The organism is Heyndrickxia oleronia (genome assembly GCF_017809215.1).
GTDB classification, from domain to species: domain Bacteria; phylum Bacillota; class Bacilli; order Bacillales; family Bacillaceae_C; genus Heyndrickxia; species Heyndrickxia oleronia.
Map to the genome: position 1 here is coordinate 910132 of NZ_CP065424.1, position 26206 is coordinate 936337.

Consider the following 26206-nt stretch of genomic DNA (forward strand, 5'->3'; position numbering starts at 1 on the left):
AACTACAGAAGTGCACTTTTTTGATAGGAATATTATGCTACAATGAATAGGAATGAAATAGTAGCGGAGGAAAATTATGATTATAGAAAATGGTAATGGACTAATGCCAAACAATAGGATGTATGTTCGCTCCAATACAGGTGGAGACACAAATTCATGGAAAATGATTTTTGGAGACGAGGCTCGGAAGGTTAATCCACTTTTTGATGTAAATGTTAGTAGAAATAATCTCATTTTAGAGTCTATTCAATCAAATGATTGGTCAAAATATAATGAATTCGAAGCTAAACAGCACCCCGCTTGGTATGAGGAAGTTGATGAGAAACAAGTTCCTAATAAAATTTATTATGGTAATTTAATCGAATCCAAATTAAAAGCTCTACAAGAAGCTAAAATGTCGGGAGATCAATCCGTAGTTAAAAGCTGGGAAAATAATCTTCAGGAAGCAATAAAGGATTTTAAAAATGCTCCTGGTATTGTTCCTTATGTTATTGGATTAAACAGTAATGCTGATTTAGCAGCTACCTATGGGGTAGAAGAGCCAGATGGTTCCTATTTCAACAGTCCATACAATTCCGCTTTAGTGAACAGTCAAGGCAAGTTTGAAGATAATATGTGGTACGATAATCCTATCTTCAAAGAAGATACAGAGTTGAAAACACATGTAGAGAATTTAGTAGAAGGTACTTTTCCGACATCAAAGGATCCAAAGGAACCAGCAAAACCAACGGTAAATACTACAGATACAGATACAGACACATCATCCTTTGATATTCAAGCTGCATTTCTACGTAAATTGACAAACATCCAACAAGCAATAAAACCTAATATTCAAGATGTAATGGATAAATATAAGTATGCGTAAGGGACAAAGGGTCGGTTCTCATGTCCCATCTAGGACATGAGATCCGGTCCGGTGTCCTGATATTAATTAAGATCTATATGAATAAGTGCAGAGCGTTTTGTTTTTGAACCTTTTTTATAAGTGATAAAGGCATTTTTATTATTCCATTGTTGATATTTTTGAGCTGTTCCATAGGTTACTTCTAGATCAATATATTGACCATTAATCAATACTTCAATAGAGGAAGAATCATTTGCTCCGATGATCTTTCCGGAAAATTGCTCGACATCCTTTGCACTAATGAATAAATCTTGCCCTATTAGAACATAGGCATCTTTTAGTTGATTTAGCTCCATTATTTGCTTCACATTCGTATTAAAGCGTTTAGCTAAACTGTAAATGGTATCCCCAGGTTGAACCTTATAGGTCACCACCGGTGATGGTAGAGAGCTAATATGATTGGTTGGAACGATTAATTTTTGACCTACAAGTAAGTAATCTGAGTCTAATTTATTGTCTTTTTTTAACTTTTCTAAAGAAATATTATATTTTTTTGCTAAATTCCATAAAGTATCGCCATTTTTGACGATATAAGTAGTAGAGAAATTATTATTTCTCTGATCATTTGTGTTGCCAGGCTCTGTGCCTGGCTTTTTTTTCTCTATTTTTATTGTTAGTTTTTGGCCAGGTATGACTAAGTCAGATGCTAGTTTATTATCTGAGATAATTTTTTCAATCGTCGTCTTATATTTTTGTGCAATTTTCCAAAGACTATCGCCAGTCGTAACAGTATATGTTAGGTTATCACTTTGGCTGACCGCTGTCGGCTGTAGAATATTAAGTTTTTGTCCAGGGAATAATGTTGCGTTCTTTAGTTGATTGTCTTTCATTAGCTTTTCTACTGAAACGCCAAATGTTTTTGATACGTTCCAAAGACTATCACCTGACTTGACGGTGTATACCTTTTTGGTCGTTTTGTCAGTAGTAGCAGCTTCAGTTTTGTTCTCTTCTTTTAGTTCTACATGCGGGAAATTTCCATTCACGTCTTTAAAAGGGACAATAATTTGTTGGCCAACCTTTAATGAATCCGTTGTTAGACCATTTTTTTGCCGAAGCTGCTCAGCTGTGACCTTATATTGTTTTGCTAATGAATATAAGGTATCCCCTTCTTTAATCGTGTAATAATCAACGCAATCACAAGCCTTTGCATCCTTTGGCTGACTCAATAATGACACGGCTGTTAATGACATGGCCAATGTTGCCCCCATTAACTTTGAATTCCGTTGATGCGCTTTCACTTTTCTGCTCTTTGTCACCCGCTCTTGGCGTGTTTCTAAGATCCTTTCCATTTGTCCTACTAATCCCCCATTTCTCTCTCTATTTTGGTAAAAGGATATAGTACAATCATCCCCAATATAAGATACACCGAAAAGCCCATAATCGACAAATTCCCATAAATACTGACATTTTCATTATTTATCAAACTAATGGCACATATACAATCCGATAATTAAGTCATAGTAACTAGATGGTTTTTAATGATAGTTGAAAATGAATATCAATTCAGGGTAGAAAGGTCTAGTTTTACTATTAACAAGAGTACAAATGGCAAAATCATAGGAAAATATTATTATTTTTTTCGATTTTGTGACAAAAATGATGCATTTGTGAAAAACGTAACATTCAAACTATAAAACTGCCAATTTATGGAGTAAATCTATGAAGATTATACATGTTGCTTTGATGGAAACGCTTATTCTATCTACTATTTAATGACATCTCTACTTTAAAACGGAAATAATTTTAATAGAAGGAACATGCAATATAGGAAAAACAAGGGGGTCATAACATAATGTGCCAGTGACACCAGTGAAATAAAAATGTAATATATGTCTACAAGGTCAAGTTGTTCCAATAACTTGCCTGGTCTACTAACAGGCTGGATTTATAGTCATCATACATAATAGATTAAGAGTCTAGCAGAGTTAGTCGCTATCATAGAATTATCATAAGGGAGGAATTTGGTATATGTCTTACCAACCAAAGTCTTACAATAAATTTTTAGCAGGTGCTGCAACAGCAGCAGTAGTTGCTTCAGCAGTAGTTCCAGTTGCAACACATGCAGCAGAAAAAAACTTAACTGATGTTAAAGAAGGTTCTTACTATGCAGAAGCTGTTAACGCTTTAGCAGAAGCAGGTGTCATTAAAGGTTACGAAGATGGTACTTTCCGTCCAAATAATCAAGTAACACGTGCAGAAGTTGCAAAAATCATTGCAGTTCAATTAGGACTTGACACTGAAAATGCTGGTTCAGCTAACTATAGTGATGCAAAGGGTCACTGGGCTAACACTGGTGGTTACTTAGCAGCTGTTGCAAAAGCAGGAATCATGAAAGGTGACGGCAACGGAACATTCCGTCCTAACGCACCACTAACTCGTGCTGAAATGGCATCAATTGTTGTAAGAGCTTATGACTTACAAGCTAAAGAAGGTTTCGAATCTCAATTCAAAGACCTTAATGCAGGTGGCGCTTGGGCTGCTGACGCAATCAAAACTTTAGAAGCTAACGGATACGCAAACGGTATCGCTAAAGGCCAATTCGGTTCTGCATCAAACGTAAAACGTGCTGATGTAGCAGTATTCCTTTTCCGCGTAGCTAAAGGCGAAGCTGCTCCAACAGTTGAAAGCGTAAGTGCAATCAACAATATCGAAGTAAACGAAGGAGCAGAAACTGTAAACCTTCCTAAAGAAGTAGAAGTAAAACTTTCTAACGGCGAAAAAGCTCAAAAAGCTGTAGAATGGGACAAAAAAGGCCTAGACCTTAACAAGCCAGGCGAATACACTCTAACTGGTGATGTAGCTGATACAGATCTTACTGCTTCTGTTAAAGTTGTAGTGAAGGCTGTTGATCCTAAGGTTGAAAGTGTAAGTGCGATTAATGCTCAACAAGTGTTAGTTACTTTCAATAAAGAAGTAGAAAAAACTACAGCAGAAAACATTGCAAATTACAATGTTACACTTGCCAGCACTGGAGCTTCTCAGTTAGATACTGATGGATCAAACAATGATGATTCTACAGTTACTTTACAATCAGATAAAAAATCAGTAATCATTGATTTAGATCCAAGCAATACTAACAGAAACAAATTTGTAAAAGCAGCTAACTATGAGGTAAAAGTAAACAAGGATTCAGTTAAGGATACATCTGGTAAGTTTGTATCTGAAACAAAGAAAACATTTGTATTTGCTGATACTACTGCTGCATCAGTTAAAGAAGTAAAAGCAACTGCTTCTGGATTTACAGTTAAATTTACAGAACCTATTGATTTAACTAACACAGGTGTTGTAAAGGTTAATGGAGTAAATCTTCCTGCTTCTGCAATTTCTGCTGGATCAGATAAGTACTCTGTTAATATCGCTTATACTACTGAAGCTGGTAAATCATATGATGTTTATACATCTGCTTTCGAAGATTTATTAGGAAATAAATCTTCTGCTGAAACAAAAACTGTTCAGTATGTAAAAGATACTGTGGCTCCTGTACTTCAATCAGTAGGACAAGATGGAGATCTTACTCTAACTCTAAAATTTTCTGAAGAGATTGCTGCAGGTTCTACAGTAAAAGTTTACCGTGATGGTACTACTTTTGTTGCATCTGCAACTCCTGTTCAAGATGCAGATGATGATACGTTATATACTGTAACTCTTCCTGCATCTACTGGTAGCGTTGATTTATATCCATCAGGTCAAACTTCTACTACAGTAAAAGTTGAACTATCTAATTTTAAAGATGCTGCTGGTAACGTAACACCGGGCTTAACAAAAGATGTTACTCTTACTCGTACTGTTAAAACTCCACAAGTTCTTGATACTAAGTGGGATGGAGTAAATGCAGTAATCAAATTAGATACTGTATTAGACTCTACTACTGAAGTTGCATCTAAACTTTTAGTTACTGATTCTACTGGTGCAGAAGTTACAACAGCATCGGCTTCAGTTGCATCTGATGCTGCAGGTACTGATGCTGATGGTAAATACATTATTGTTTCTGGTCTTTCAGCTGATAAGGAGTACACTTTAAACTTTACAAGAGGCTTTGCTAAAGATAAGTCTGTTGTTCCTAATGAAACTGGAAACTATACAATTAACCTAAACACTAAAAGTTCATCATTAGATAAAACAGCTCCTAGCTTTGATAGCATTACTGCTGCAGGAAATGTTATTTCAGTAGTATTTGATGAAACATTAGATTCGTCTGCTCGTAACTTAGCAAACTTTAAGTTAGATGGAGTTGCATTACCATCAGGTTCAGTTGCAGTACTTTCTCAAACTAACGTTGCTAATGATACAGTAAAAATTACTTTACCAGATGGTTCTATAAATGCTGACGCAAGCTACCTATTAAGCTATTCAAACATTAAAGATCTTGCTGGTAACGTTGCAGAAGCTGGTTCTCGAACAGTTGCTTTAGATGATACTGTTAAGCCAGTATTAAAATCTGCTGAAGTACAGAAATCTACAAATGAAATCTTGTTAACTTTCAGTGAAAATGTAGGAATTGGTTTATCTACTGACGTAGATGCAGATTTTGTTGTTAAAGTTAATGGTGTAGCTCTTGATGCTTCTCAATATGTTGTTGCTGAAGATAGTAATACTGACGACAAGGTATTGAAAGTTACCTTAACGGGAGTTAATGCAGTTGATCAAACTGTTTCAGTTGCTACAATTACTAATCCAAGTCTTGTAAAAGATACTTCTAATAATGCAAATGTGCTAATTGGTGGAACTACAGTAACTGCTAGTCAAAAGTAATAATAACCATCTAACATCTAATGAAATGTATGTGAGATGATATTTGAAAAGCTCTGTTGAGAGAAATCTCTGCAGGGCTTTTCTTTTTTTATTTATATAGGAATTTGCTATAAATAGAATCATGAAAGAATAAGAAAAAATAATAAAAAGACTGTGGAAAAAGCAAAGAAGAAGTATACTAAATGGGACATATATAGTTAATAAAGAGAAGGGTAAAACCGAAATGGAGGATGTAAAAGGTAAAAATTAGAGACCAGAAAAATAAGCTCTATAAAGGTATTTTATAAGAAGATCTTATGGTAACAATAAGTTTTTAATAGTATTAATTTCTGATCTAGATAACATAGAAATGGGCACCTAGTTGAGCCATTAAATAATTAAAATATATAGTAACATCCTGAAATAAAATGAAAGATTGGGCAGGCAAATATCTATTAATATGATAGGAGTTAAAAAAAATATATATGTTCATTCGAATGAATGAGATAGTTTATAGACTAACTTTATGTGAAACAAAATAAGTAGAGTTTAAGGAGAGCTATCCTTTGCTTTTACATGCTAATCTGATAACTATAACAGAGGAAAACTGATGTTTAAGAATGATAAAAATTAAGAAGTTTGGGAAGGTTCATATGATCCCCCTTTGTATGTTATTTAATAGATGTTTGTCATTATTAGTTACTCTACTTATATGGATTAGATAAAATTCACATAAACTCCTTTTAATTTGAAGATTAAATAAAAATTGGTAAATTATTCAAGCTGACCAATTCCTCAAATAATAAAAGATACTGAGGTAAAAATGGTAAATTTAATATGTAGAATCGTACCTGAATAAAGATATACAAACTTCATAGTTAGTATGTACATACATAGCGCTAATATTTAAGAAGCAAAGGAACCGTCCCTCTGCTTCTTTTTTGTACCCCCATACAAAAAATGTACTCATATACAAACAATTTGAAAGCGGTTGCTAACTTTCGGACAACGGAGTAATGTGTAGTTAAAATCATAGTATGGAGGTTATGGGATGAAGACAAAGGCTCGGTCAACTTCTAAGGGGTGGGAGTTTTTTCAGGGACTAGGTAAGACGTTTATGTTGCCTGTTGCCCTTCTAGCTTTTATGGGGTTGTTGCTTGGGATTGGGAGTTCATTTACTAGTCCGACGACAATTGAAAATCTTCCATTTTTAGATCATAAAGTTATTCAAGTGTTTTTACGGTTTATTTCGATGGTTGGGGGATTCGCGTATACATACTTACCACTGCTTTTTGCGATGGCGATTCCATTGGGACTAGCTCGTTATGAAAAAGGAGTAGCTGCATTTTCTGGTCTAATTGGGTATGTCATTATGCATTTATCGATTAATTTCTATTTGGTGGAAACGGATAGAATTGCCAATGCAGATGTGATGAGACAGGAAGGTCAGGGGATGGTTCTTGGGATCCAAAGCCTTGAGATGGGAGTATTAGGTGGAATTATTGCTGGTCTTATTGTTTATTTCCTTCATCAGCGTTTTTATAATATTAAGCTACCACAAGCGTTTGCTTTCTTTGGTGGTGCTAGATTTGTACCTATTATTACCGCAATTACATTATCGATTGTAGGTATTATTATACCTATGATTTGGCCCTTTTTCACAATGATTATTAATGGTATAGGTTCCGCGATAAAGGGAGCTGGCGTATTTGGCCCATTCCTATTTGGTGCAGGGGAACGATTACTGCTTCCATTTGGACTTCATCATATATTGGTGGCAATGATCCGTTTTACTGAGGCTGGAGGAACAGCGGTTATTAATGGTGATACTGTTTCGGGTGCTCTTAATATTTTTTATGCTGAATTGAAAAATGGCTCACCAATTAGTGCTTCGGCAACAGCTTTCCTTTCTCAAGGGAAGATGCCTACCTTTATGTTTGGTTTGCCTGCAGTTGCATTAGCAATCTATCATACAGCAAAACCGAAAAATCGTAAAAAGATTAAAGGTCTCCTTATATCGGGAGTCATTGCGACATTCGTGACAGGAATAACCGAACCCATTGAGTTTCTATTCTTGTTCCTTGCACCAGCTTTATATGGAATTCACGTGATATTAACTGGCCTCGGATTTATGGTTATGGCCCTTCTCGGTACAAAAATAGGAAATACGGATGGCGGAATCTTAGATTTTCTAATATTTGGTGTTTTACAAGGGACATATACGAAATGGTATTTAGTTTTAGTTATTGGGGTCATTTGGTTTGCGATTTATTATTCTGTTTTTCGATATGCAATTATCAAGTTTAATCTAAAAACACCAGGACGGGAAGTAGAGGAAGATCAAGAAGGTTCAGATTCAGCTAATAGTAAATCAAGTTCCCATTCCGATAATAGCCAAGCAGCAAAATTATTAGATGCTTTAGGTGGCCCAGAAAATATTCAATCCCTCGATAATTGTATTACGAGACTTCGTTTAGTGGTTGATAGTCTGGAGAAAGTCGATGAGCCAGCGCTTAAAAAGAATGGTGCATTAGGTGTAATAAAATTAGACGATCATAATATTCAAGTCGTGATTGGAACACATGTTAATCATGTACGCATGGAAATGGATCATCTCATTGAATCTAAGGGATATAAAATAAGTGGATGAGAATATCTCATCCTTTCTTTTTTCTGTTTACTAAAGATACTACTAGAAATGAATGAGGGATAATATGTCTAACTATTTTGATCAACGTATTAATAGAAAGGGAACATACTGTACTCAATGGGATTATATCCAGGACCGATTTGGTGTAAATGATCTATTACCTTTTTCGATTTCTGATATGGATTATCAAAGTCCCCCTGAAATATTAGCGGCGATAAAGGAACGGATGAACCATGGAGTATTCGGATACACCCGATGGAATCATCATGACTTCAAATCTTCGATTACTAATTGGTATAGAGCGCGCTTTTCGGCTGCAGTAGAAACTGATTGGATTGCCTATGCTCCTAGTGTGATTTATTCCATTGCTAGAATCATTGAATTGGTTACTTCAGAGGACGATCATATTATTTTGCAAACCCCAGCATATGACGCCTTCTTTCCACTGATAAGAGGTTTAAATCGCAAGCTCATCGCCAATCCTCTTACATATACTAATGGTAGATACGAATTGGATTTTTTTGATTTGGAACAAAAGCTAACTCATAAAAAAGCAAAAGTATTACTACTATGTAACCCTCATAATCCAACAGGGAGATTATGGACGAGGCAAGAGTTAAAGGATATTGTTGAGCTTTGTGAGAAGCATCATGTGATGATTATTTCGGATGATATTCATATGGATATTACTTATCGGGATCAAAACTATATTCCGATTACAAGTGTAGCAAGTAATTTGGACAATATCTTTATTTGTTCATCGGCTAGTAAAACGTTTAACACACCTGGTTTAGGCGGCTCCTATTCCATTATTCCAAATGAAACAATAAGGGAACAATTTTTACAGTTACTGAAATATAGAGATGGGGTTTCCAATGCTAGTATTTTTGGAGAAATTGCTATTATAGAAGGATATCGACAATCAGGCTATTGGGTTGATGAGCTTTGTTCATATTTGTATAATAATATGAAAATAGTCAAAAAATTTATAGATGAAGAATTACTAGATCTACATTTTACTATCCCAGAATCTACTTATTTAGCCTGGATTGATTGTTCAAATTTACGCATAACATCAAACGATCTTCAGCAAGCACTTATAAATGTAGGAAAAGTCGGGATTATGTCAGGGGAAGTGTATGGAGAGAATAGAGGGGTCTTTTTAAGGATGAATGTAGGATGTCCTCAAACAAAATTAGTGGAAGGCTTAGAACGTTTAAAGCGTTCGGTACGATCTTTATCCCTTTCCAACCCTTGATGAAATAGAGCATAGTGTTTCTTAATCATGTAAAGGTGATGAGTATGCAGTCCTTTATGAAGCAGTTAGTACAGCAACGAGATAAATTGAGTCAACTGGAAAAGCAAGTCCTAAATTTCTTTATTCGCTATCCAGAAAAAATTGATTCCCTCAAATTGGAGGATGCAGCGAAGGAGATGTATGTGTCGACAGCAACGATTAGTCGAACATGCAAGAAATTGGGGTATCAAGGCTTTCAAGATTTTAAACTCCAATTGAAATTGTATCGACATGATGTGGGCGATTCAAAACATCACGAACCTTCTGCATCTCTTTCTGCTCACATCAGTAGATATGAACAGGATATGCATGAAGCATTAAAAAGAATAGATGAAAATCTTCTTAAACAAGCTAATAGTATGATTAAACGTGCAAAGCAGATTGAATGGTTCGGAGTCGGCCATTCTTATTCCGTCTGCTTGGATGCATCGAAAAAGTTAATCATGTTAGGAAAACGAAGTATGGCACGGACGGACTGGGATGACTTAAGGTACGCGGCATTGAATTTAACAAAAGACGATCTGGCTATTTTTGTTTCTAATAGTGGTGAAACCTTGAATATCCTCGAATATGCCCATCTAGTCAAAAAACAAGGAACACCCATACTCTCACTCGTTGGAACAAAGCACAACCGCCTATCAGAACTATCCGATTTTGTCTTCTACACACCAATCAAAAACTATTACCACGGAGAAATAGACATGTGCTCTCGTGCTCCATTCAACATTTTCTTAGACTTATTGCTTTTGGAATACGGAAGCTAGGGGACGGTTCTCCTGCTTCTTTTTTTATGTTATTTGAGAGAGATTTGCACCCGGTTGGTTAATTGTGTAAATTTATAGTAATCGATCGATTAAAAAGACGCTAAGTTGAAGGAAAAATTATAAGATTTCACTGTAATTTCCAGGGCTAGTAAATCGGATGAAGCACCCGATCTGCTTTTTTTTACATGAGTGCAGGATGTACCTGAACGTGTAGGCCCTAATTTATGACTACAGTTCTTATGTATGATATTATTTTAATGTGTGAATGACTATTCAGAGAAACCTACTTTATTTCGTAATCGTGGGTTCAGATATTCTGTATTAATGAACGAAAGCGAAGCATGAGAACCGTCCCCATGCTTACGTGATTGGAGGAGTAATAAATGAGTCAAATGCAAAAACAAATTAAGCTTGCAAGACGTCCTGTTGGAACGCCTTCGATGGAGGATTTTGCTTTTATTGAGGCACCAATTGGAGCACCATCAGCTGGTGAAGTGTTGGTACGTACCGTATATATTTCGGTTGATCCGTATTTACGTGGAAGGATGCAGGATGTTAAATCGTATATTCCTCCATTTCAATTAAATGAGGTTATTACAAGTGGAGTAATTGGCCAGGTTGTAGAATCGAAATCGGAGCATTTTTCTAAAGGCGATGTAATAATTGGCAATCTCGGCTGGCAGGAATATTCAATTGCAAATGAGAGAGAAATTCGGAAAATTGATCCGACACTAGCTCCTGTATCAGCTCATCTAAGTATTATCGGAATGACAGGATTAACGGCGTATTTTGGTCTGCTTGATATTGGTCAACCAAAAGAAGGAGAAACTGTTGTTGTATCCGGAGCCGCTGGTGCAGTGGGATCGGCCGTTGGACAAATTGCGAAAATTAAAGGGGCTCGTGTCGTAGGGATTGCCGGCACAGAAGAAAAATGCCGCTATCTTTTAAATGAGCTTGGATTTGATGCAGTCATTAACTATAAAAAAGAAGATGTTCCTAGTGCGCTAGAAAAGGCATGTCCGAATGGAATCGATGTGTACTTTGATAATGTTGGTGGCTCTATTTCTGATGCTGTGTTCCCACTTCTTAATAAATTTGCACGTATTCCGGTTTGTGGAGCAATTTCTTCCTATAATAAAGTGGAAGCTGATATGGGACCTCGCGTTCAAACTGCACTAATTAAAACAAGTGCCCTAATGAAAGGATTTACACTTGGAGATTACTCTGATCGATTTAAAGAAGGCGGCGCCGCGCTTGCCACATGGTTAAACGAAGGAAAACTTAAATATGAAGAAACCATAACCGAAGGATTCGACCATATAATCGACGCATTCCTTGATCTGTTTACAGGCGCAAATCTCGGAAAACAACTCGTTAAAGTAGCGGATATTGAGTAAAGAAGAAGCAGGGGACGGTTCTCCTGCTTCTTTTTTCATATATTGTTTGATAGATGCTTGTCCTAGCAACTTCATTTCTTTAAGTTATACAATCGAGGTAAATATGAATGGAAGGCAAATTGTGCGATTCACTTGTTATCCTTATGCGAGGACAACAAGGCGGTTCGAGACACTCCAAATGCATAGTTCATAATTAATAATGCGGTTAAGGTTAAATTTATAAAAAGACTGTGCTTTTACTGCTTTTATCAATAAAGGGATTGGTTTTTCAATCATTTCATATATAATAGGTTTAATAATCTCTTCGCCATAAACCTCATAGTACTTCCGCAAAAAATTTTATAGTTCCTTTTAACACCTCAAAATAATACCTATGTTCTAAAAATACTAACCTACCAAAAAAATCTTCTAGTTTGTACCTTATCCTGACTATTAATGTATCCTACCTAAACTGATTTTTACCTACCCTAAATACATCCAAAAAAAAAATTTAATAGAAACGGTGGTCTGATGAATAAATATGAAGGTCCATTTAAGCTGTGGTGATAAACTTGCCTCGCGGTGCTAGAGTGAAAAGTAGAAGTGGAATATATCATATTATGCTTAGGGGAGTAAACAAGCAGGAAATATTTCACGATGATGAGGACTGTATAACATTCTTAGATACGATTAATAGATATAAAGAGAAAGCTGAGTTAACTGTGTATGCTTGGTGCTTGATGAATAATCATGTGCATCTCCTTTTGAAAGAAGGGAATGAGGATATTTCGATAACAATGAAGAGGATAGGCGTGAGCTTTGTTTCGTATTATAACAGGAAATACGAGACAACTGGGCATCTTTTTCAAGATAGGTTCCGTAGTGAAAATGTAGAAAGTATGAGATATTTACTCACCGTAATTCGATATATTCATCAAAACCCAGTTAAAGCGGGAATGGTTCAGCAAGTTGATTTATGGAAGTGGAGCAGCTGTCTCGGCTACTATGGAAAAACAGTTTATCCGAGGATGTTGCTGGATTCTGATGATCTATTAAGTTTATTTTCGTCAGATTTGTCAATTGCACAAGAGAGATTTAAAGAATTTAATGAAAGGAAAAATAATGATGAATGCTTAGAAGAACAAATAAACCAAAGGCGATTATCAGATAATGAAGCAAGGCAAGAGATTAAGAGGCAACTTGGTGGAATTGAATTAGCGCAGGTTAAAAGTCTTCCAAGGGAAAAAAGAAATAAGATACTTAGACAGGTGAAGGAAATTGATGGGATATCCCAACGACAAGCCGCGCGAATTTTGGGAGTTTCCCCTAGTTTGATATTTAAAGCGTAAAGGAAGCAGTAGAACCGTCCCCATGCTTCTTCCCCTTTTTGCCACATTCCCGGAAATACTTAGTTATTAATTAATGGCCTGAAAGGGGTTACACTATAGATAGTAAGGGATGTGATCATGTGATTTCCTTAACGAATAGGCAGTTGAGTATACTCAATAGGTTATTGTTTCAGAAAGATTATGTGAAGATTAGGCAGTTGTCAGAAGCGTTTGAGGTGAGTGATAGGACGATTCGGTATGATTTGGATTATATTCAAAGCTTTCTGAAGGAGAGTGAGATATCCCTGTTAAGGGAGCCAAGAAAAGGAATCTTCCTTGACATTACTGCCCAGCAAGCCGCAATTTTAAAAAATGATCTTATGCAGTTAAATCACTATGTTGTAGCCCCTAAGGAATTTATATATATGCTCTGTATAAAGATTCTTCTGGAACAGCATACAACTCTTGATAGTCTTGGAGACCAATTGAATACCAGTAAAAACAAAGTGTTTCAGAATATGGAGAAGGTCGAAGTAGAGTTGGGTAAATGTGGAATTAAAATTGAAAGAAAGCCTTCAAAGGGAATTTCACCTGTAGGCAATGAAAGAGATATTCGGAACGCATTTACCTCCATTTTTAATGATGCGATTGTATCGTCTGCCATTTCGGTGCAATATTTTTTTCAACAATTTAATCACGAGTTACTTCAGCGTGCAAATACATTTATAAAAAAATTTGAAGAGGAACAGGCTGTTCAATTTAGTGATGATTCTCTAGATGAATTGAAGTTAGTTCTTTGTTATCAATTCAACCGGATAAAAATGAACCAATTTGTGGAATTTCCCTTTGTTGAAAAGAAAGATTTTATCAAAACACAAGTGTATGAGGATATACAAAACATGTATACTTCCATCTTCTATACCAATCTTGAAGATGATGAAATCTTTTATTTATACAACCAATTGAAAGGAGCAAAGGTGTCAACATTTCCGGGAAGCATTGATCCATTTAATAAACAGGAAGATGCTTATCAAATAACTTATTTATTTGCCAAAGAAGTAGAAAAGCGATTAGGGATAAATTTTAAACAAGATTTAGAGTTTATCAATGGGCTAGTCGTTCATTTGCAGGTTGCATTGCATCGATTAGCAAATAACCAACGTATTGAAAACCCACTTACAGAGCAAGTGAAATATAAATATAGATTTATTTATGAAATCACTCGTAAGGCGTTACAGAAAATTGAGGATCTTTATCAACTCCAATTACCTGAGGATGAGATTGCCTATATTGCCATGCATCTAGGTGCTAGTTATGAAAGACATTCCTTTTCCGGATATATGCCTACAGCACTTGTTGTATGTGGTTCCGGCTTAGCGACTTCTTCCTTATTAACTACTAGATTGAAGGTCATGCTTCCTGAATTAAAGGTTTTCGGCCCTATCAGTGTGAGCCATATTGATCAATTCATGGATCAACCAATCGATTTTATTATATCGACGGTACCATTAACACTACAGGATCTTGAGGTTGTCATTGTCAATCCACTTCTTGAGCCGGAAGAACTAATGAATTTGAAAGGCTTAATCTTTAAGAAAACCTATCAAAGGCAAATGAATGAGCTCATTCAGAAGGAACAGCCATTAAACGATTATTATGAGTTAGGAAATCTTATACCAGCAGATTATATTCAATTACAAGAAGAATCGGGTACATGGAGAGATTCAATTAAAATGGCTGGCAAACCTTTACTAGAGAATGATTTTATTACGAATCAATATGTGAATGCAATGATTCGAGCGGTTGAGGAGTTAGGTCCATATATGGTCTTTATTCCAGGTGTCGCCATTGTACATGCCTCATCGAAGGATGGTGTGATTAAAGATGGTGCAAGCTTATTAGTGCTTGATCATCCGATTCCATTTGGAGATTCAGGAAAAGTAATGGTACAGGTGATCATCGTTATCTGTTCAACTAAGTCCGAATCAGACTTATTTATTCATTTGGTTCAAATTCTTGAGAAGCAAGATAACTTGGAAATGGTGAAAAATTCAACTAGTATTCAACAAATATTAAATTTAAACAATAAAGCAGCAAGGTGATGAACGTATATGTCGCAATTAATTCAGATCGAAAATATTCAAGTACAACAAAAAGCAACAGATTGGGAAGATGCAATAAGAAGAGCTGGACAGCTCCTTTTTGAAAATGGAAGTGTAGATACGGACTATATCGATATGATGGTTCAAGCGATACATGAAATGGGACCATATATTGTGATTGCACCACATATTGCATTTGCCCATGCAAGGCCAAGTGAGAGTGTTAAAAAGAATGATATTAGTTTGATTACATTAGAAAGCCCAGTTCCTTTTGGCAGCGAGCACAATGATCCTGTAAATATTGTATTTGCTTTCTGTGCTACAGAAGATGGCGGGCATCTTGAGCAATTAACTAGTCTTGCTAGTTTGCTAGATAACCCAAATGTTCTCAAAGGATTAAATGAAAGTAAAAGCAACGAGGAAATCTATCAACTATTAAATCAATCAACTAAAGGAGAGAAATGAAAATGAAAAATTTAAATATTATTACAGTTTGTGGCTTTGGTGTTGGTTCATCAATGGTTCTTAAAATGAAAGTAGATGAAATTTTAAAAGAAGAAGGTATTACAGCAAAGGTTTCGACATCTGATGTTGGTTCAGCAGCATCTACTCCATGTGATGTTATTTTTACATCCAATGAATTAGGGGAAAAGCTTAGTCAAACTGCTAGTGTTCCAGTAGTGATGGTGAAAAACTTTATTGATAAAAATGAAATTAAAGAAAAAGGCTTACCTGTTATTCAAAGTCTGCTTTCATAATTCTGACAGAGAGGAAAATGGGGTATGCAAATTATCGATTTTATAGTAAACCAAATTTTACGTGAGCCAGCATTATTCTTAGGAATAATCGCTGCTCTTGGATTGATTATACAAAGAAAAAATTTCTCAGATATTATTAGTGGAACCTTAAAGACAGTTATTGGTGTGGTCATTCTAACACAAGGAACCAATATTCTTATTAGCTCGATTACACCATTATCTGATTCCTTTAATGCTCTGTATCAAATTCCAGCGGATAAAACGTTACATCCAATCGGAGCAGATAAGTTTCTTAGTACGTACGGTAGTCAAATTGGGCTTTCCATGTTACTTGCATTTTTAATTAATATTATCGTCGCTCGATTTACACCATTAAAGAATGTCTTTTTAACTGGACATATGTTATTTTGGTTCCCGTTTATTTTTACTGCGATTGCGGTTGAAAGTGGTTTAAGGGGTGCAGGAATTGTCATTTTTGCAACGATCTTTGCAGCATTATACTTTATTATTGCTCCAGCATTGATCAAACCTTTTGTTCGAAAAGTAACAGGCGGAGATTCATTTACACTTGGTCATCCAACTATCGGATTATCCATTGTTTCTGGATTGCTCGGGAAAGTATTTGGGAATAAGGAAAAATCAACAGAGGATATCAAGTTTCCTAAGCAAATTGAGTTTTTACGTGAAATTACGATTACATCTTCACTTGTCATGTTTATTGTATACATGATTGTTGGCTTATTAATCGGTGGGGATCAAGTAGATAAAATTTTTGGAGATAAAAGCTTAGTAACATTTTCATTATTGCAGGGTGTTTTATTTGGAGCGGGTTTAACGATTCTTTTACAAGGGGTTCGTATGATGCTATCCGAAATTATCCCAGCATTTAAAGGGATTTCAGATAAAATTATTCCAAATGCAGTGCCTGCATTAGACTGTCCAATTATTTTCCCATTTGCACCTAATGCAGTGATTATTGGATTTTTAGTATCAATGGTTACTTCAACGATTACTTTATTTATTATTGGTGGCACTGGCTTATTTCCTTTTGCGATTGTACCTCTAACAATTACATGCTTTTTCGAAATTGGAACAGCGGCAGTTATCGGAAATGGTACCGGAGGATTAAGAGGTGCAATCATTGGATCAGCAGTAGCTGGTGTACTAATGATCCTATTAGTAGGATTTTCAGTTCCATTCCTACAAAATACTGTATCCGAATGGATTCTAGTATTTGGAGGAAATGACTTATCCCTATGGTCAATTATTGCAGGAGCTATTGGAAAATTATTTTAATTGAAGGTGAATGAAGTGACAGATTACATTAAACAATATTTTCAACATGTTGAGACAATCTCGAAGCGTGTTTTGAACACACAGTATGATCGTATCATAGAAGCAGCTAATTCCTTCTCAGAATCTATTAAAAACGGGAACACAATACATGTATTTGGTGCTTCTCATGCGGGGATTATTGCAGAGGAATTATTTTATCGTACGGGTGGTTTAGCAGTAATTAATCCAATCTTAAATCCAACTTTAATGTTAAATACGCGTCCAGTCACATTAACATCACAAATGGAGCGGTTAAATGGGTTTGGAAAAGAAATCTTTCAATCTACTGCTGCCAAAGCCGGAGATACGATTCTCATTCACTCCGTTTCGGGTCGAAACTCTGTTTCTGTTGATATTGCCTTAGCAGCCAAGGAAAGGGGATTAACCACTATTGGACTAACTAATATGACGTATTCTTCGAAGGTTTCTTCTCGCCATAGTAGCAGAAAAAATTTGTATGAAGTAGTGGATATTGTTATAGACAATTGTGGTGACTTTGAAGACTCATCTATGCTACTTGAAGGAATGGATCAAAAAATTGGACCAACCTCAACAGCAATTGGAGCACTTATTGTGAATGCAATCGTTATTGCTACAGTAGATAATTTGATTAAGGCTGGGATTACCCCACCTGTCTTCCATAGTGCCAATGTTGATGGTGGAGATGAATTTAATAAAAAAGTTTTAGAAGAAAATAAACATAATATTCACTATATGTAAGAATGGAAACAGACAATATTTGATATTGTCTGTTTTTTTGTGAGAATAAAGTATAGTTTTTCATTATATAAAAAACCAAAATAAATAGATCTTTAAATTTTTTATATTATGAAATTTTCAAATTGTTCATATTTTAATTCCTCCATTATAATAAACTTAAACTATTTATTTAGAAACTATTTTTATAAGAAAAATGTAAGCGTTATCCTTAATTGGAACATAGGAGGAGGCTAATGTGATCGGAGTCGTAAAGAAAGCATGTCAAATCATAAGTTGTTTTTCAAATGAAAACCCTGCATTAGGGCTCGGAGAGATTGCTGAAAGACTTGGAATGAATGTTAGTACTACCCATCACATAGTCAGTACACTCTGTGAAGAAGGCGTGTTAATGAGAGATAACCGAAAAAAGTATCGGCTTGGATGGAGATTGTTGGAGTGGAATAATCATGTAATGTTCCAGCAAGATGTTTATGATAAAGCGATGCCATTGGTAAAGGAATTGATACATAGATTTAAAGGGATTGCCCATATTGCTATGTTTGATAAAGGAACTGTGGTTTTTGTACTAAGGGTTTCTTCTCATGATTCTACACCCATTCATACTTATGTAGGTTCAAGGAAACCAGCATATGCTACTAGTTCAGGAAAGGTCTTATTAGCTTATAATTCAACCTATCTACAAGAAACGATTGATAGGGGATTATCATACGAGGCCCCGAATACAATTACAGATATTAATCGATTAAAAGAAGAATTGAAGATGATCAGGAAGAATGGCTATTCTATTAGCAATCATGAAAATTCTGATGGAATGTATGGGATTGCAGCACCCGTTCTTTCATATTCCAAGGAAATTATCGCAGCAGTTAATTTAGTCGGTCCTGCTGCATATATGCAAGGAGATAAACGAAACACAATCATTAAGAGCGTGATGAATACCGCACAATTAATCTCTAAAGAATTGGGCTATATTGAAGTTTAGTTGACTTCAAGGCTTCTACTGTATGTGCAGCATCATATGAAAGAAAAAAAGGATGTGTTTTAAGCATGAAGAGTAAAATTTCAAAGGCATTTGAACTGGAATTCTTAAACTTTGTCAATCACTATATAAAAAGCAATGGTGGGAAAGGTCCGAAAACTACTGAAGTAAGATTTATGGGAGATACAATTGTTTATATTATCCGTGGAATTTTAACAGAAAGAGAAAAAAAGCTAATACAAAGTCCTGAGGGACAAAGAGTAGTAGTGGAAGCACGAAGAGTATTTTTAGAAATGGATAAAGAACATCGAATGGCTAAATTTGAAGAGTTTCTCGGGTGCAAAATCCTCGAGAATTATGAATCTTGGAATCTGGAAAAAGATTCGGCTTCAGCTATATTGCTATTGGATAGACACCTTTGATCATTTTATGTTATAAGGAAGGCTGCAAGAAGTAAAGAGTGAATTTTTAGAAAAGTATTTACAATATTTTAATTGTTAGATATAGTTATTAATGTATACAGTTGCTCCTGTATATCTTATATATTTTAAGCAATGGGTGGTCTTTAAAAAGAAAGATAAACCATAGCTGTTATAGAAACCGTTTGAAAGTTGGCGGTTCTATACAGTTATGGTTTTTTTGCTTTTCAAAAACAAATTGGAGGTATTTTGGTGATGGTACAACAAGTGTCTGTAGAGAAGAATATAGTATACGGTAAGACAGAAACGGAATATTTAACGGCCGATCTTTATAGGCCATCATCAAGTGAAGAAGATTTACCTATTTTGGTATTAATTCACGGTGGGGCTTTTAAAACTGGCTCAAAAGAAATGTATATGGAGTGGGGGAGTATGCTTGCTCAAGAAGGTTATTTTGTCATGGCTATTAACTATAGGCTAGCAACACCTAACTACCCCACATATCCAGGAATACTAGAAGATATGGAGCAGGCTATGAATTGGTTAGTTTTTCATGCTAATGAAAGAAAAATAGATGTGGAGAAAATTGGTCTAATTGGAGATTCAGCTGGTGCCTATATAGCCGCTTTCTTTGCTTTAAAATACCAACCATTTAGTTATCAAATACGTTCAGTCATCGGTGTATATGGTGTTTATGATTTAGTAGAGGAATGCGTTAATCCAGTAATCGAGCGTGAAAACAATATGTTTGAATTATTCCTTGGGTTATCATTTGATAAAAATGAGAGGGCTTTCAAAGAGGCGTCTCCAATTCATTACATTGAAGATGCAGTGAAAAGTCCAACTTTTGATACAAGCTTTTATTTAATATGGGGTGGGCAAGATAGAGTCGTAAACCCTAAACAATCCCTACGATTTTACGAAAAATTAAAAGAAGCAAATGTAGAGGTTAAGATTTCGGAAATAGATGATAAAGGTCATTTTTGGTTCAATCTATTACCTGGCATTGAAGGAGGAGGTGTAAATAATTATCCCAATAATACTCTTTATCCTGAGATAGTTAGCTTTCTAAACCAATATGTAAGAATAGCTTGGAGTGGGAATTTCTCGAAAAGACAAATTCATGCATTAGCCAAGATGGAAAATTTGACAATTACAAAGTAAATGGAGGGGCTAAAATGAGCATTAACCCGGAAAATGTATGTCATATCGAAGAAAATCAGGACCCAAAAGTTTTATCTAATAATAAATCTTTAAGTAAACTAATGATTTTAGTTATTTGTATTTGCTGGTTGGCTATTTTTATTGAAGGTTATGATTTAGTAGTTTATGGCGTCGTTTTGCCAAAATTGATGGATATAAGTCAATGGGAGTTAACCTCTACACAGGCTGGGGCTATGGGAAGCTATGCATTATTAGGGATGTTTATTGGATCTTCAGTAGGTGGTGTACTTTCTGATAGATTTGGAAGAAAACTAATATTAATTATCTCTTTTGTCATATTGTCGATTATGATGATTTTGACAGCTATGGCTAATTCTCCAGAAATTTTTGCTATCTATCGGTTTATAGCAGGATTAGGGATAGGTGGAATTGTTCCAGCGGCTTCTGCTTTAACTACTGAATATTCCCCGCCAAAATATCGTTCATTAGTATATGTTTTAATGTACACAGGTTTTGCTTTTGGGGGTGTAGCGGCATCACTTTCAGGGATGCTTTTTATTGATCGTTTTGGCTGGAGATTTTTATTTTGGTTAGGTGCGATACCCATTGTTCTAGTGCCGTTTATTTTGAAATATTTACCGGAATCTATAAAGTTTTTACAGGCAACGAATCAAATCACTAAAGCAAAGAATTTGATTGAGAAATATCATTTATTCGATGAATCAATTAATAAGGAAGATAAAAGTGCTTCAAATGGTTTCTTAAGTATTTTTTCAACACAATATTTTCTTTCAACAGTATTATTCAGTTTCATTTATATTATGGCATTCTTATTAATTTATGGGATGAATACATGGCTTCCAAAAATTATGCAGCAAGCCGGATATCCGATGAACTCTAGTCTGATGTTCCTGCTATGTTTTAACCTTGCAGCTATCATTGGTGGAATTATTGCCGGAGCTGCAGCGGATAGAATTCGACCTAAAAAAGTAATTAGCTTCACCTATTTGTTAGCAGCTTTAAGCATTGCATTACTCAGTATAAAGTTTAATATAGTGATAATGTACACACTCATTGCTATAGCAGGGTTTGGAACGACAGGTACAACCTTTGTTCTTGCAAGCTATGTAATGAAAAAATATCAATCACACAACCGTGCAACAGCAATTGGGGTATCATCAGCAATTGGTAGATTAGGTGCAGTTGCTGGACCAATCATTGTTGGGATCATCATGGCTATGAATGTAGGATTACAATTCAATTTTTATTTGTTTGCAGTAATCGCGTTAGTTGCTTCTATAGTAATTTTATTTATACCTTCTAATGATTCTAATGAACAAATGTAGGTATATATAAACTTTATGGAAAAATATATCTCAACTGTTTTGACTATCGATTTGAATGGTGAAGACAGTTATTTTTTTTAGTGAAAAATACTACTAGATTTTCATAATATGAAAAAAGAATAATGTATGAGCAATAAATAATTATTACAGTTAGAGTGGGCAATTGTGCATGGAGCTGAAGAAGAACGAAAAAATTATCTGCTTTTTTTGATGGATCATTTCTCAAACATTGTTGCTATTTAAGAGTAAAGTTCGAATCAATAAGCGATAACAAGAGAGCGATTGATTACCGTGAAGGTTGAAATTGCGGATGTACGGTAATTAAAGGGAGTGTTTGATTACCGTGAAGGAGGAAATTACGTGTGAACGGTAACTAAAGAGAGTGTTTAATTACCGTGAAGGACAAAAATGCGGTGGCATGGTAACCAAAGAGAGAGATTGAATACCATGGAGGTAGAAAATACCAATTCATATAGCTTATACCTTTCAATTCACGGGAAAAGAGCGGCAATTTTCATTAGAAATGCGTGTAAAAACAGGCAGAAGGGCTTTTACAAGAGCAAAAAAAAACGAAGACAGCCTTTCCTATTTTGTTAATGGTGGTAAATTAATATTCTTAAAAAAGTGTAAGGAGTTAGTAAAATGCCCATCATACAAGTTCAAATAATCAAGGGAAGAAGTAAGGACAAAATAAATAGTCTGATAGAAGACATAACACTGGCAACGGTTAAAAATCTATCAGTAAATGCTGAGCAGGTAAGGGTCTTGGTAAATGAAATCCCTGATACTCATTGGGGGGTAGGTGGTACGACAAAAGCAGAATTGGATCGTAAAAAGACGGAACCATTCATTCGAAATAATTGACAATGTACCGTTTTTTCAAGTAGCATATATTTAGTTTTGAATATTCTAACAATATATCCGGGAGGTTGATGGAAAATAATTTCTTTTCTTAAAGAGTAGTGAACAGCCAATTTAAATGATACAAGACCTCTATGAAACTCAGCATGAAATAATAGATTTCTCAGTATGAGTAATGAGTCTAACCAAATCGTAATCTCTTAGAGTTAAAGGCGAAAAGGTAGATAAGCTATATGGTGGGGAAGGGGAAAAGTATGATTGGATCAGTTCTTAAGGTTTGCAAAATTCTCGATTGTTTTACAAATGATGAACCATCATTAGGAAATTCGGAAATAGCAGCGAAGCTTAATATGAGTCCAAGTACTGTACATCATTTAGTAAGCACGCTCTATAAGGAAGGAATTTTAATAAAGGATAGTCGAAACAAGTACAGGTTAGGCTGGAAACTGCTTGAATGGAGCAGTAGTGTGATGTATCAACAGGATATATACAATGAGGCTAATCCGTTGGTTGGGGAATTAGTTAAAAATTTTAATGGAGTAGCACATATTGGGATGTTAGATGAGAGAGGGAATTTCGTCTTTGTTTTGAAAATGGCATCACGTCATGCAATTGAGGTTCCGACTTATGTTGGAGAAAGGAAGCCTACGTATTGTTTTAGTACAGGCAAAGCCTTGCTATCATGTAAGCCAAACTTACTTCAAACAACTCTAACACATAAATTAATGCAACGAGGGCCTAATACGATTACCTCTATTGAACAGTTGAAAAGCGAGATCGATGATATTCGTAAAAAGGGGTACGCAACTAGCAATAATGAAAATGAATTTGGCATTTATGGAATCGCTGCACCAATTAAATCTTATTCGGGACAAACCGTTGCGGCACTTAATATGGTTGGTCCAATTGCTTATATGCAAGGAAACCAACATCAAGTAATGATTCAAAGTATTATGAGTACTGCTAAGGATATTTCAAAGGAATTGGGATATATTGAAATTTAATGTAAGCGTTAACAAAATAATGAGGTAAAAAAGGAAAATCTAATGACTATAGATTTTCCTTTTTTATATGTTATGGATTGTGACAGAGTAAAGCCAATCAACTTGATAATGTTAAAATATTTTATTTGCATCCCATATTATGAAATTTTCCTAATTTTATTACATTTTAATTATATACAATGTGATCGAAAGAAAGTTGATGGTTATCGATTGAAGGGAGGGGTCAAAATGGACGTGCGTGAGCTAAGAAATTGCTTTGGACGTTTTGCTACTGGGGTGACCGTTGTTACTTGGAATGGAGATGATGGAGAGCGGTATGGAATTACAGTTAATTCTTTTACATCCGTCTCTTTGGACCCACCACTTATTCTAGTTTCCATTGATCGAAAGGCGAAGGCGTGTAGTGCCCTAAAAGGTCGCCCATTCATTATTAATATTTTATCAAAAAACCAGGAGGAGCTTGCATGGCAATTTGCAGGTCGACCACAGAATGGTTTGGATATCGAATGGGAAGAAACAGAAATTGGTCCGAAGCTAAAGCATACATTAGCAACGATTGAATGCACAAGTTGGAAGGAGTATGAGGCTGGTGATCATATTTTATTCCTTGGAAAGGTGTGTCATTCTTCGTATGAAACAGGAGAAGGATTAATTTTTTATCAAGGGAAGTTTTTACAAACGAGTGAAGTGTAATGATCATTAAAGGAGGATTTATATGGGAATTCGAACAGGTGCACAGTATATTGATGGATTAAGGTCCCGCACGCCAGAGATTTGGTTAGGGGGAAGAAGAGTCATGGATATTGTTAATGAAGATAATTTTAGGCAGCCTATTCGGGAAATTGCCAAACTCTATGATATGCAGCATAGCCCTGAGTATCAAGATAAAATCACAAGTATTTGTGAGGATACGGGTGAGCGCGTGTCAAACGCCTTTATCGTTCCAAAGAATTATGAAGATTTAATGAAGCGCAGAACATTGTTTGAAGTTTGGGCAGAAGCGACGTTTGGTTTAATGGGACGAACACCCGATTTCCTGAATACGACCGTTACTTCAATGGCAAGTAGTCCAGACTTTTTTGCACAATATAATCCACAATGGGCTGAAAATATACAAAACTATTATAAATACATTCGTGACAATGATTTGTTTTTAACACATGCTTTGATTAACCCTCAAAATGATCGCAGTAAGCCATCCCATCAGCAAAAGGATATCTTTACACATTTGGGTGCTGTTGAGGAGACCTCCGAGGGGCTTGTGGTTCGCGGGTCCAAAATGTTAGCAACACTTGCACCGATTACCGATGAGGTCATTATTTATTCCTTCCCAGGATTTAGGCCAGGGGATGAACGTTATGCACTAGCATTTGCCATTCCGATTGACACGCCGGGGCTTCGAATTTTATGTCGTGAACCAGCACAGGATGGTAAACGTCCATTAATTGATCATCCACTTGCATCAAGATTCGAGGAAATGGATGCAGTGCTTGTATTCAATGATGTAGTTGTTCCTTGGGATCGTATTTTCCTTTATAACAATTGTGAAGCGGCAAATCAATTATATTCCAAAACAGGATTAAGTCAGAATACTCATCAAAACGGGGTCCGAGGACTTGTAAAATTAAAATTTGCGACGCAGGTAGCAGCAAGAGTGGCGGATGCAATTGGGGTGGACGGATTTTTAAATGTGCAAACACAACTTGGTGAATTAGTCCAATCAGTAGAAACCATTCGTGCCCTACTGCGAACTGCAGAACGTGAATTTGAAGTGAATGCACGAGGTGAAGCAATCCCAGCATCGATTCCGCTAGAAACGATTCGTGGAATTTTACCGAAGGCTTACCCAAGAGCTATTGAAGTCATCCAAACCATTGGAGCCGGCGGTTTACTTTTATCACCAACAGCAAATGATTATCAGCATCCTGAATTACGCGAGGATTTTGATAAGTATTATGGTGGACGTGAGGGAGTTTCTGCAACAGAAAGGGTTCAGTTATTTAAGCTTGCCTGGGATCTTTGTGGTGAGGCATTTGGTCAAAGACTTGTCCAATATGAGCGGTATTATTCAGGAGATCCTGTCCGTAAACTCGGGATGTTCTATAGTAATTTTAAGAAAAATAACGAATTTACAATGGTGGATGACGCATTGAAGGGAGTAATTGAATCCGAAGTAGAGGTTGGGTAAGCAACGGATTTCTGAAGTGAAGGGCTTATAAGGCAAAAAGATATGGCGTGGGGAATTAATTATTTTTCACGCTCATTTGAATTGCTTATGTTAATGAAAAAATTCAGTTGAAAATTCTATAAATTTCATATTGTGAAAAAACTGAATATTCAATTGTAAGTGTTTTCATTATAGTTAATGACATAGTACAAAATACTTCGGCAAAGGAAGGTGAATCACTTAATAGGAATAAAGGAAAAAGGTTGTTTTGGCAATTGTTCGGGCATTGATTTTTCGAAAT

General features: G+C 35.7%; 21 protein-coding genes. 20 read left to right on the top strand and 1 reads right to left on the bottom strand.

The genetic code is table 11. The annotated features are described in order from the left end of the window. Nucleotides 1-76: 76 nt before the first annotated feature. On the top strand, nucleotides 77-865 hold the full coding sequence (locus I5818_RS04660; RefSeq protein ID WP_078109683.1) for a hypothetical protein: 789 nt from the start codon (nucleotides 77-79) through the stop codon (nucleotides 863-865). A 62-nt stretch (nucleotides 866-927) separates the two neighbouring features. Here the strand turns inward: I5818_RS04660 and I5818_RS04665 are convergent, their stop codons facing one another. Then, a complete protein-coding gene (locus I5818_RS04665; protein WP_078109684.1) occupies nucleotides 928-2193 on the bottom strand; it encodes a LysM peptidoglycan-binding domain-containing protein in 1266 nt (421 codons plus the stop codon). 679 nt (nucleotides 2194-2872) lie between these two features. On the opposite strand from I5818_RS04665, the gene I5818_RS04670 reads away from it, so the two are divergent. The 19 genes from I5818_RS04670 (at nucleotide 2873) to I5818_RS04760 (ending at nucleotide 25926) form a co-directional block, all read left to right on the top strand. Then, nucleotides 2873-5656, top strand: coding sequence for an S-layer homology domain-containing protein (locus I5818_RS04670; RefSeq protein WP_078109069.1), 2784 nt, complete (start codon nucleotides 2873-2875; stop codon nucleotides 5654-5656). Nucleotides 5657-6686: 1030 nt separating this feature from the next. After that, complete coding sequence (gene malX, locus I5818_RS04675) at nucleotides 6687-8285, top strand: maltose/glucose-specific PTS transporter subunit IIBC (protein ID WP_078111086.1); 1599 nt, start codon at nucleotides 6687-6689, stop codon at nucleotides 8283-8285. A gap of 64 nt (nucleotides 8286-8349) precedes the next feature. Beyond that, nucleotides 8350-9543, top strand: a complete 1194-nt coding sequence (locus tag I5818_RS04680) for a MalY/PatB family protein (RefSeq protein ID WP_078111085.1) — start codon at nucleotides 8350-8352, stop codon at nucleotides 9541-9543. A gap of 44 nt (nucleotides 9544-9587) precedes the next feature. Further along, nucleotides 9588-10346, top strand: a complete 759-nt coding sequence (locus I5818_RS04685) for a MurR/RpiR family transcriptional regulator (RefSeq protein ID WP_071975237.1) — start codon at nucleotides 9588-9590, stop codon at nucleotides 10344-10346. Nucleotides 10347-10729: 383 nt separating this feature from the next. After that, nucleotides 10730-11743 (top strand): NADP-dependent oxidoreductase, encoded by a 1014-nt coding sequence (locus I5818_RS04690; RefSeq protein ID WP_058004901.1) that lies wholly within the window; start codon nucleotides 10730-10732, stop codon nucleotides 11741-11743. Between the two features lie 569 nt (nucleotides 11744-12312). Continuing rightward, nucleotides 12313-13071, top strand: coding sequence for an REP-associated tyrosine transposase (locus I5818_RS04695; RefSeq protein ID WP_326160709.1), 759 nt, complete (start codon nucleotides 12313-12315; stop codon nucleotides 13069-13071). Between the two features lie 119 nt (nucleotides 13072-13190). Further along, nucleotides 13191-15152 (top strand): BglG family transcription antiterminator, encoded by a 1962-nt coding sequence (locus I5818_RS04700; protein WP_078110356.1) that lies wholly within the window; start codon nucleotides 13191-13193, stop codon nucleotides 15150-15152. A 9-nt stretch (nucleotides 15153-15161) separates the two neighbouring features. Continuing rightward, complete coding sequence (locus tag I5818_RS04705) at nucleotides 15162-15617, top strand: PTS sugar transporter subunit IIA (RefSeq protein ID WP_078110355.1); 456 nt, start codon at nucleotides 15162-15164, stop codon at nucleotides 15615-15617. A 2-nt stretch (nucleotides 15618-15619) separates the two neighbouring features. Next, nucleotides 15620-15910: a PTS sugar transporter subunit IIB gene (locus I5818_RS04710; protein WP_071975232.1), complete on the top strand. Its 291-nt coding sequence runs from the start codon at nucleotides 15620-15622 to the stop codon at nucleotides 15908-15910. A gap of 24 nt (nucleotides 15911-15934) precedes the next feature. Then, entirely contained in the window at nucleotides 15935-17206 is a 1272-nt protein-coding gene (locus tag I5818_RS04715; protein ID WP_078110354.1) for a PTS ascorbate transporter subunit IIC, read from the top strand. A 15-nt stretch (nucleotides 17207-17221) separates the two neighbouring features. Then, entirely contained in the window at nucleotides 17222-17965 is a 744-nt protein-coding gene (locus I5818_RS04720; protein ID WP_209391861.1) for a sugar isomerase domain-containing protein, read from the top strand. A 235-nt stretch (nucleotides 17966-18200) separates the two neighbouring features. Further along, nucleotides 18201-18947: an IclR family transcriptional regulator gene (locus I5818_RS04725; protein WP_078110353.1), complete on the top strand. Its 747-nt coding sequence runs from the start codon at nucleotides 18201-18203 to the stop codon at nucleotides 18945-18947. 65 nt (nucleotides 18948-19012) lie between these two features. Beyond that, nucleotides 19013-19366, top strand: a complete 354-nt coding sequence (locus I5818_RS04730) for a Na-translocating system protein MpsC family protein (protein WP_078110352.1) — start codon at nucleotides 19013-19015, stop codon at nucleotides 19364-19366. A gap of 252 nt (nucleotides 19367-19618) precedes the next feature. After that, nucleotides 19619-20527 carry an alpha/beta hydrolase gene (locus tag I5818_RS04735; RefSeq protein WP_078110351.1) on the top strand — a complete coding sequence of 303 codons (909 nt, stop codon included), beginning with the start codon at nucleotides 19619-19621 and terminating at the stop codon, nucleotides 20525-20527. Nucleotides 20528-20541: 14 nt separating this feature from the next. Beyond that, complete coding sequence (locus tag I5818_RS04740) at nucleotides 20542-21873, top strand: MFS transporter (protein WP_180211990.1); 1332 nt, start codon at nucleotides 20542-20544, stop codon at nucleotides 21871-21873. 642 nt (nucleotides 21874-22515) lie between these two features. Next, nucleotides 22516-22737 (top strand): 4-oxalocrotonate tautomerase, encoded by a 222-nt coding sequence (locus tag I5818_RS04745; RefSeq protein ID WP_078109808.1) that lies wholly within the window; start codon nucleotides 22516-22518, stop codon nucleotides 22735-22737. 251 nt (nucleotides 22738-22988) lie between these two features. After that, complete coding sequence (locus I5818_RS04750) at nucleotides 22989-23738, top strand: IclR family transcriptional regulator (protein ID WP_078109812.1); 750 nt, start codon at nucleotides 22989-22991, stop codon at nucleotides 23736-23738. Between the two features lie 228 nt (nucleotides 23739-23966). Continuing rightward, complete coding sequence (locus I5818_RS04755) at nucleotides 23967-24431, top strand: flavin reductase family protein (protein ID WP_078109811.1); 465 nt, start codon at nucleotides 23967-23969, stop codon at nucleotides 24429-24431. A 22-nt stretch (nucleotides 24432-24453) separates the two neighbouring features. Further along, entirely contained in the window at nucleotides 24454-25926 is a 1473-nt protein-coding gene (locus I5818_RS04760; protein ID WP_078109807.1) for a 4-hydroxyphenylacetate 3-hydroxylase family protein, read from the top strand. Nucleotides 25927-26206: the final 280 nt, after the last annotated feature.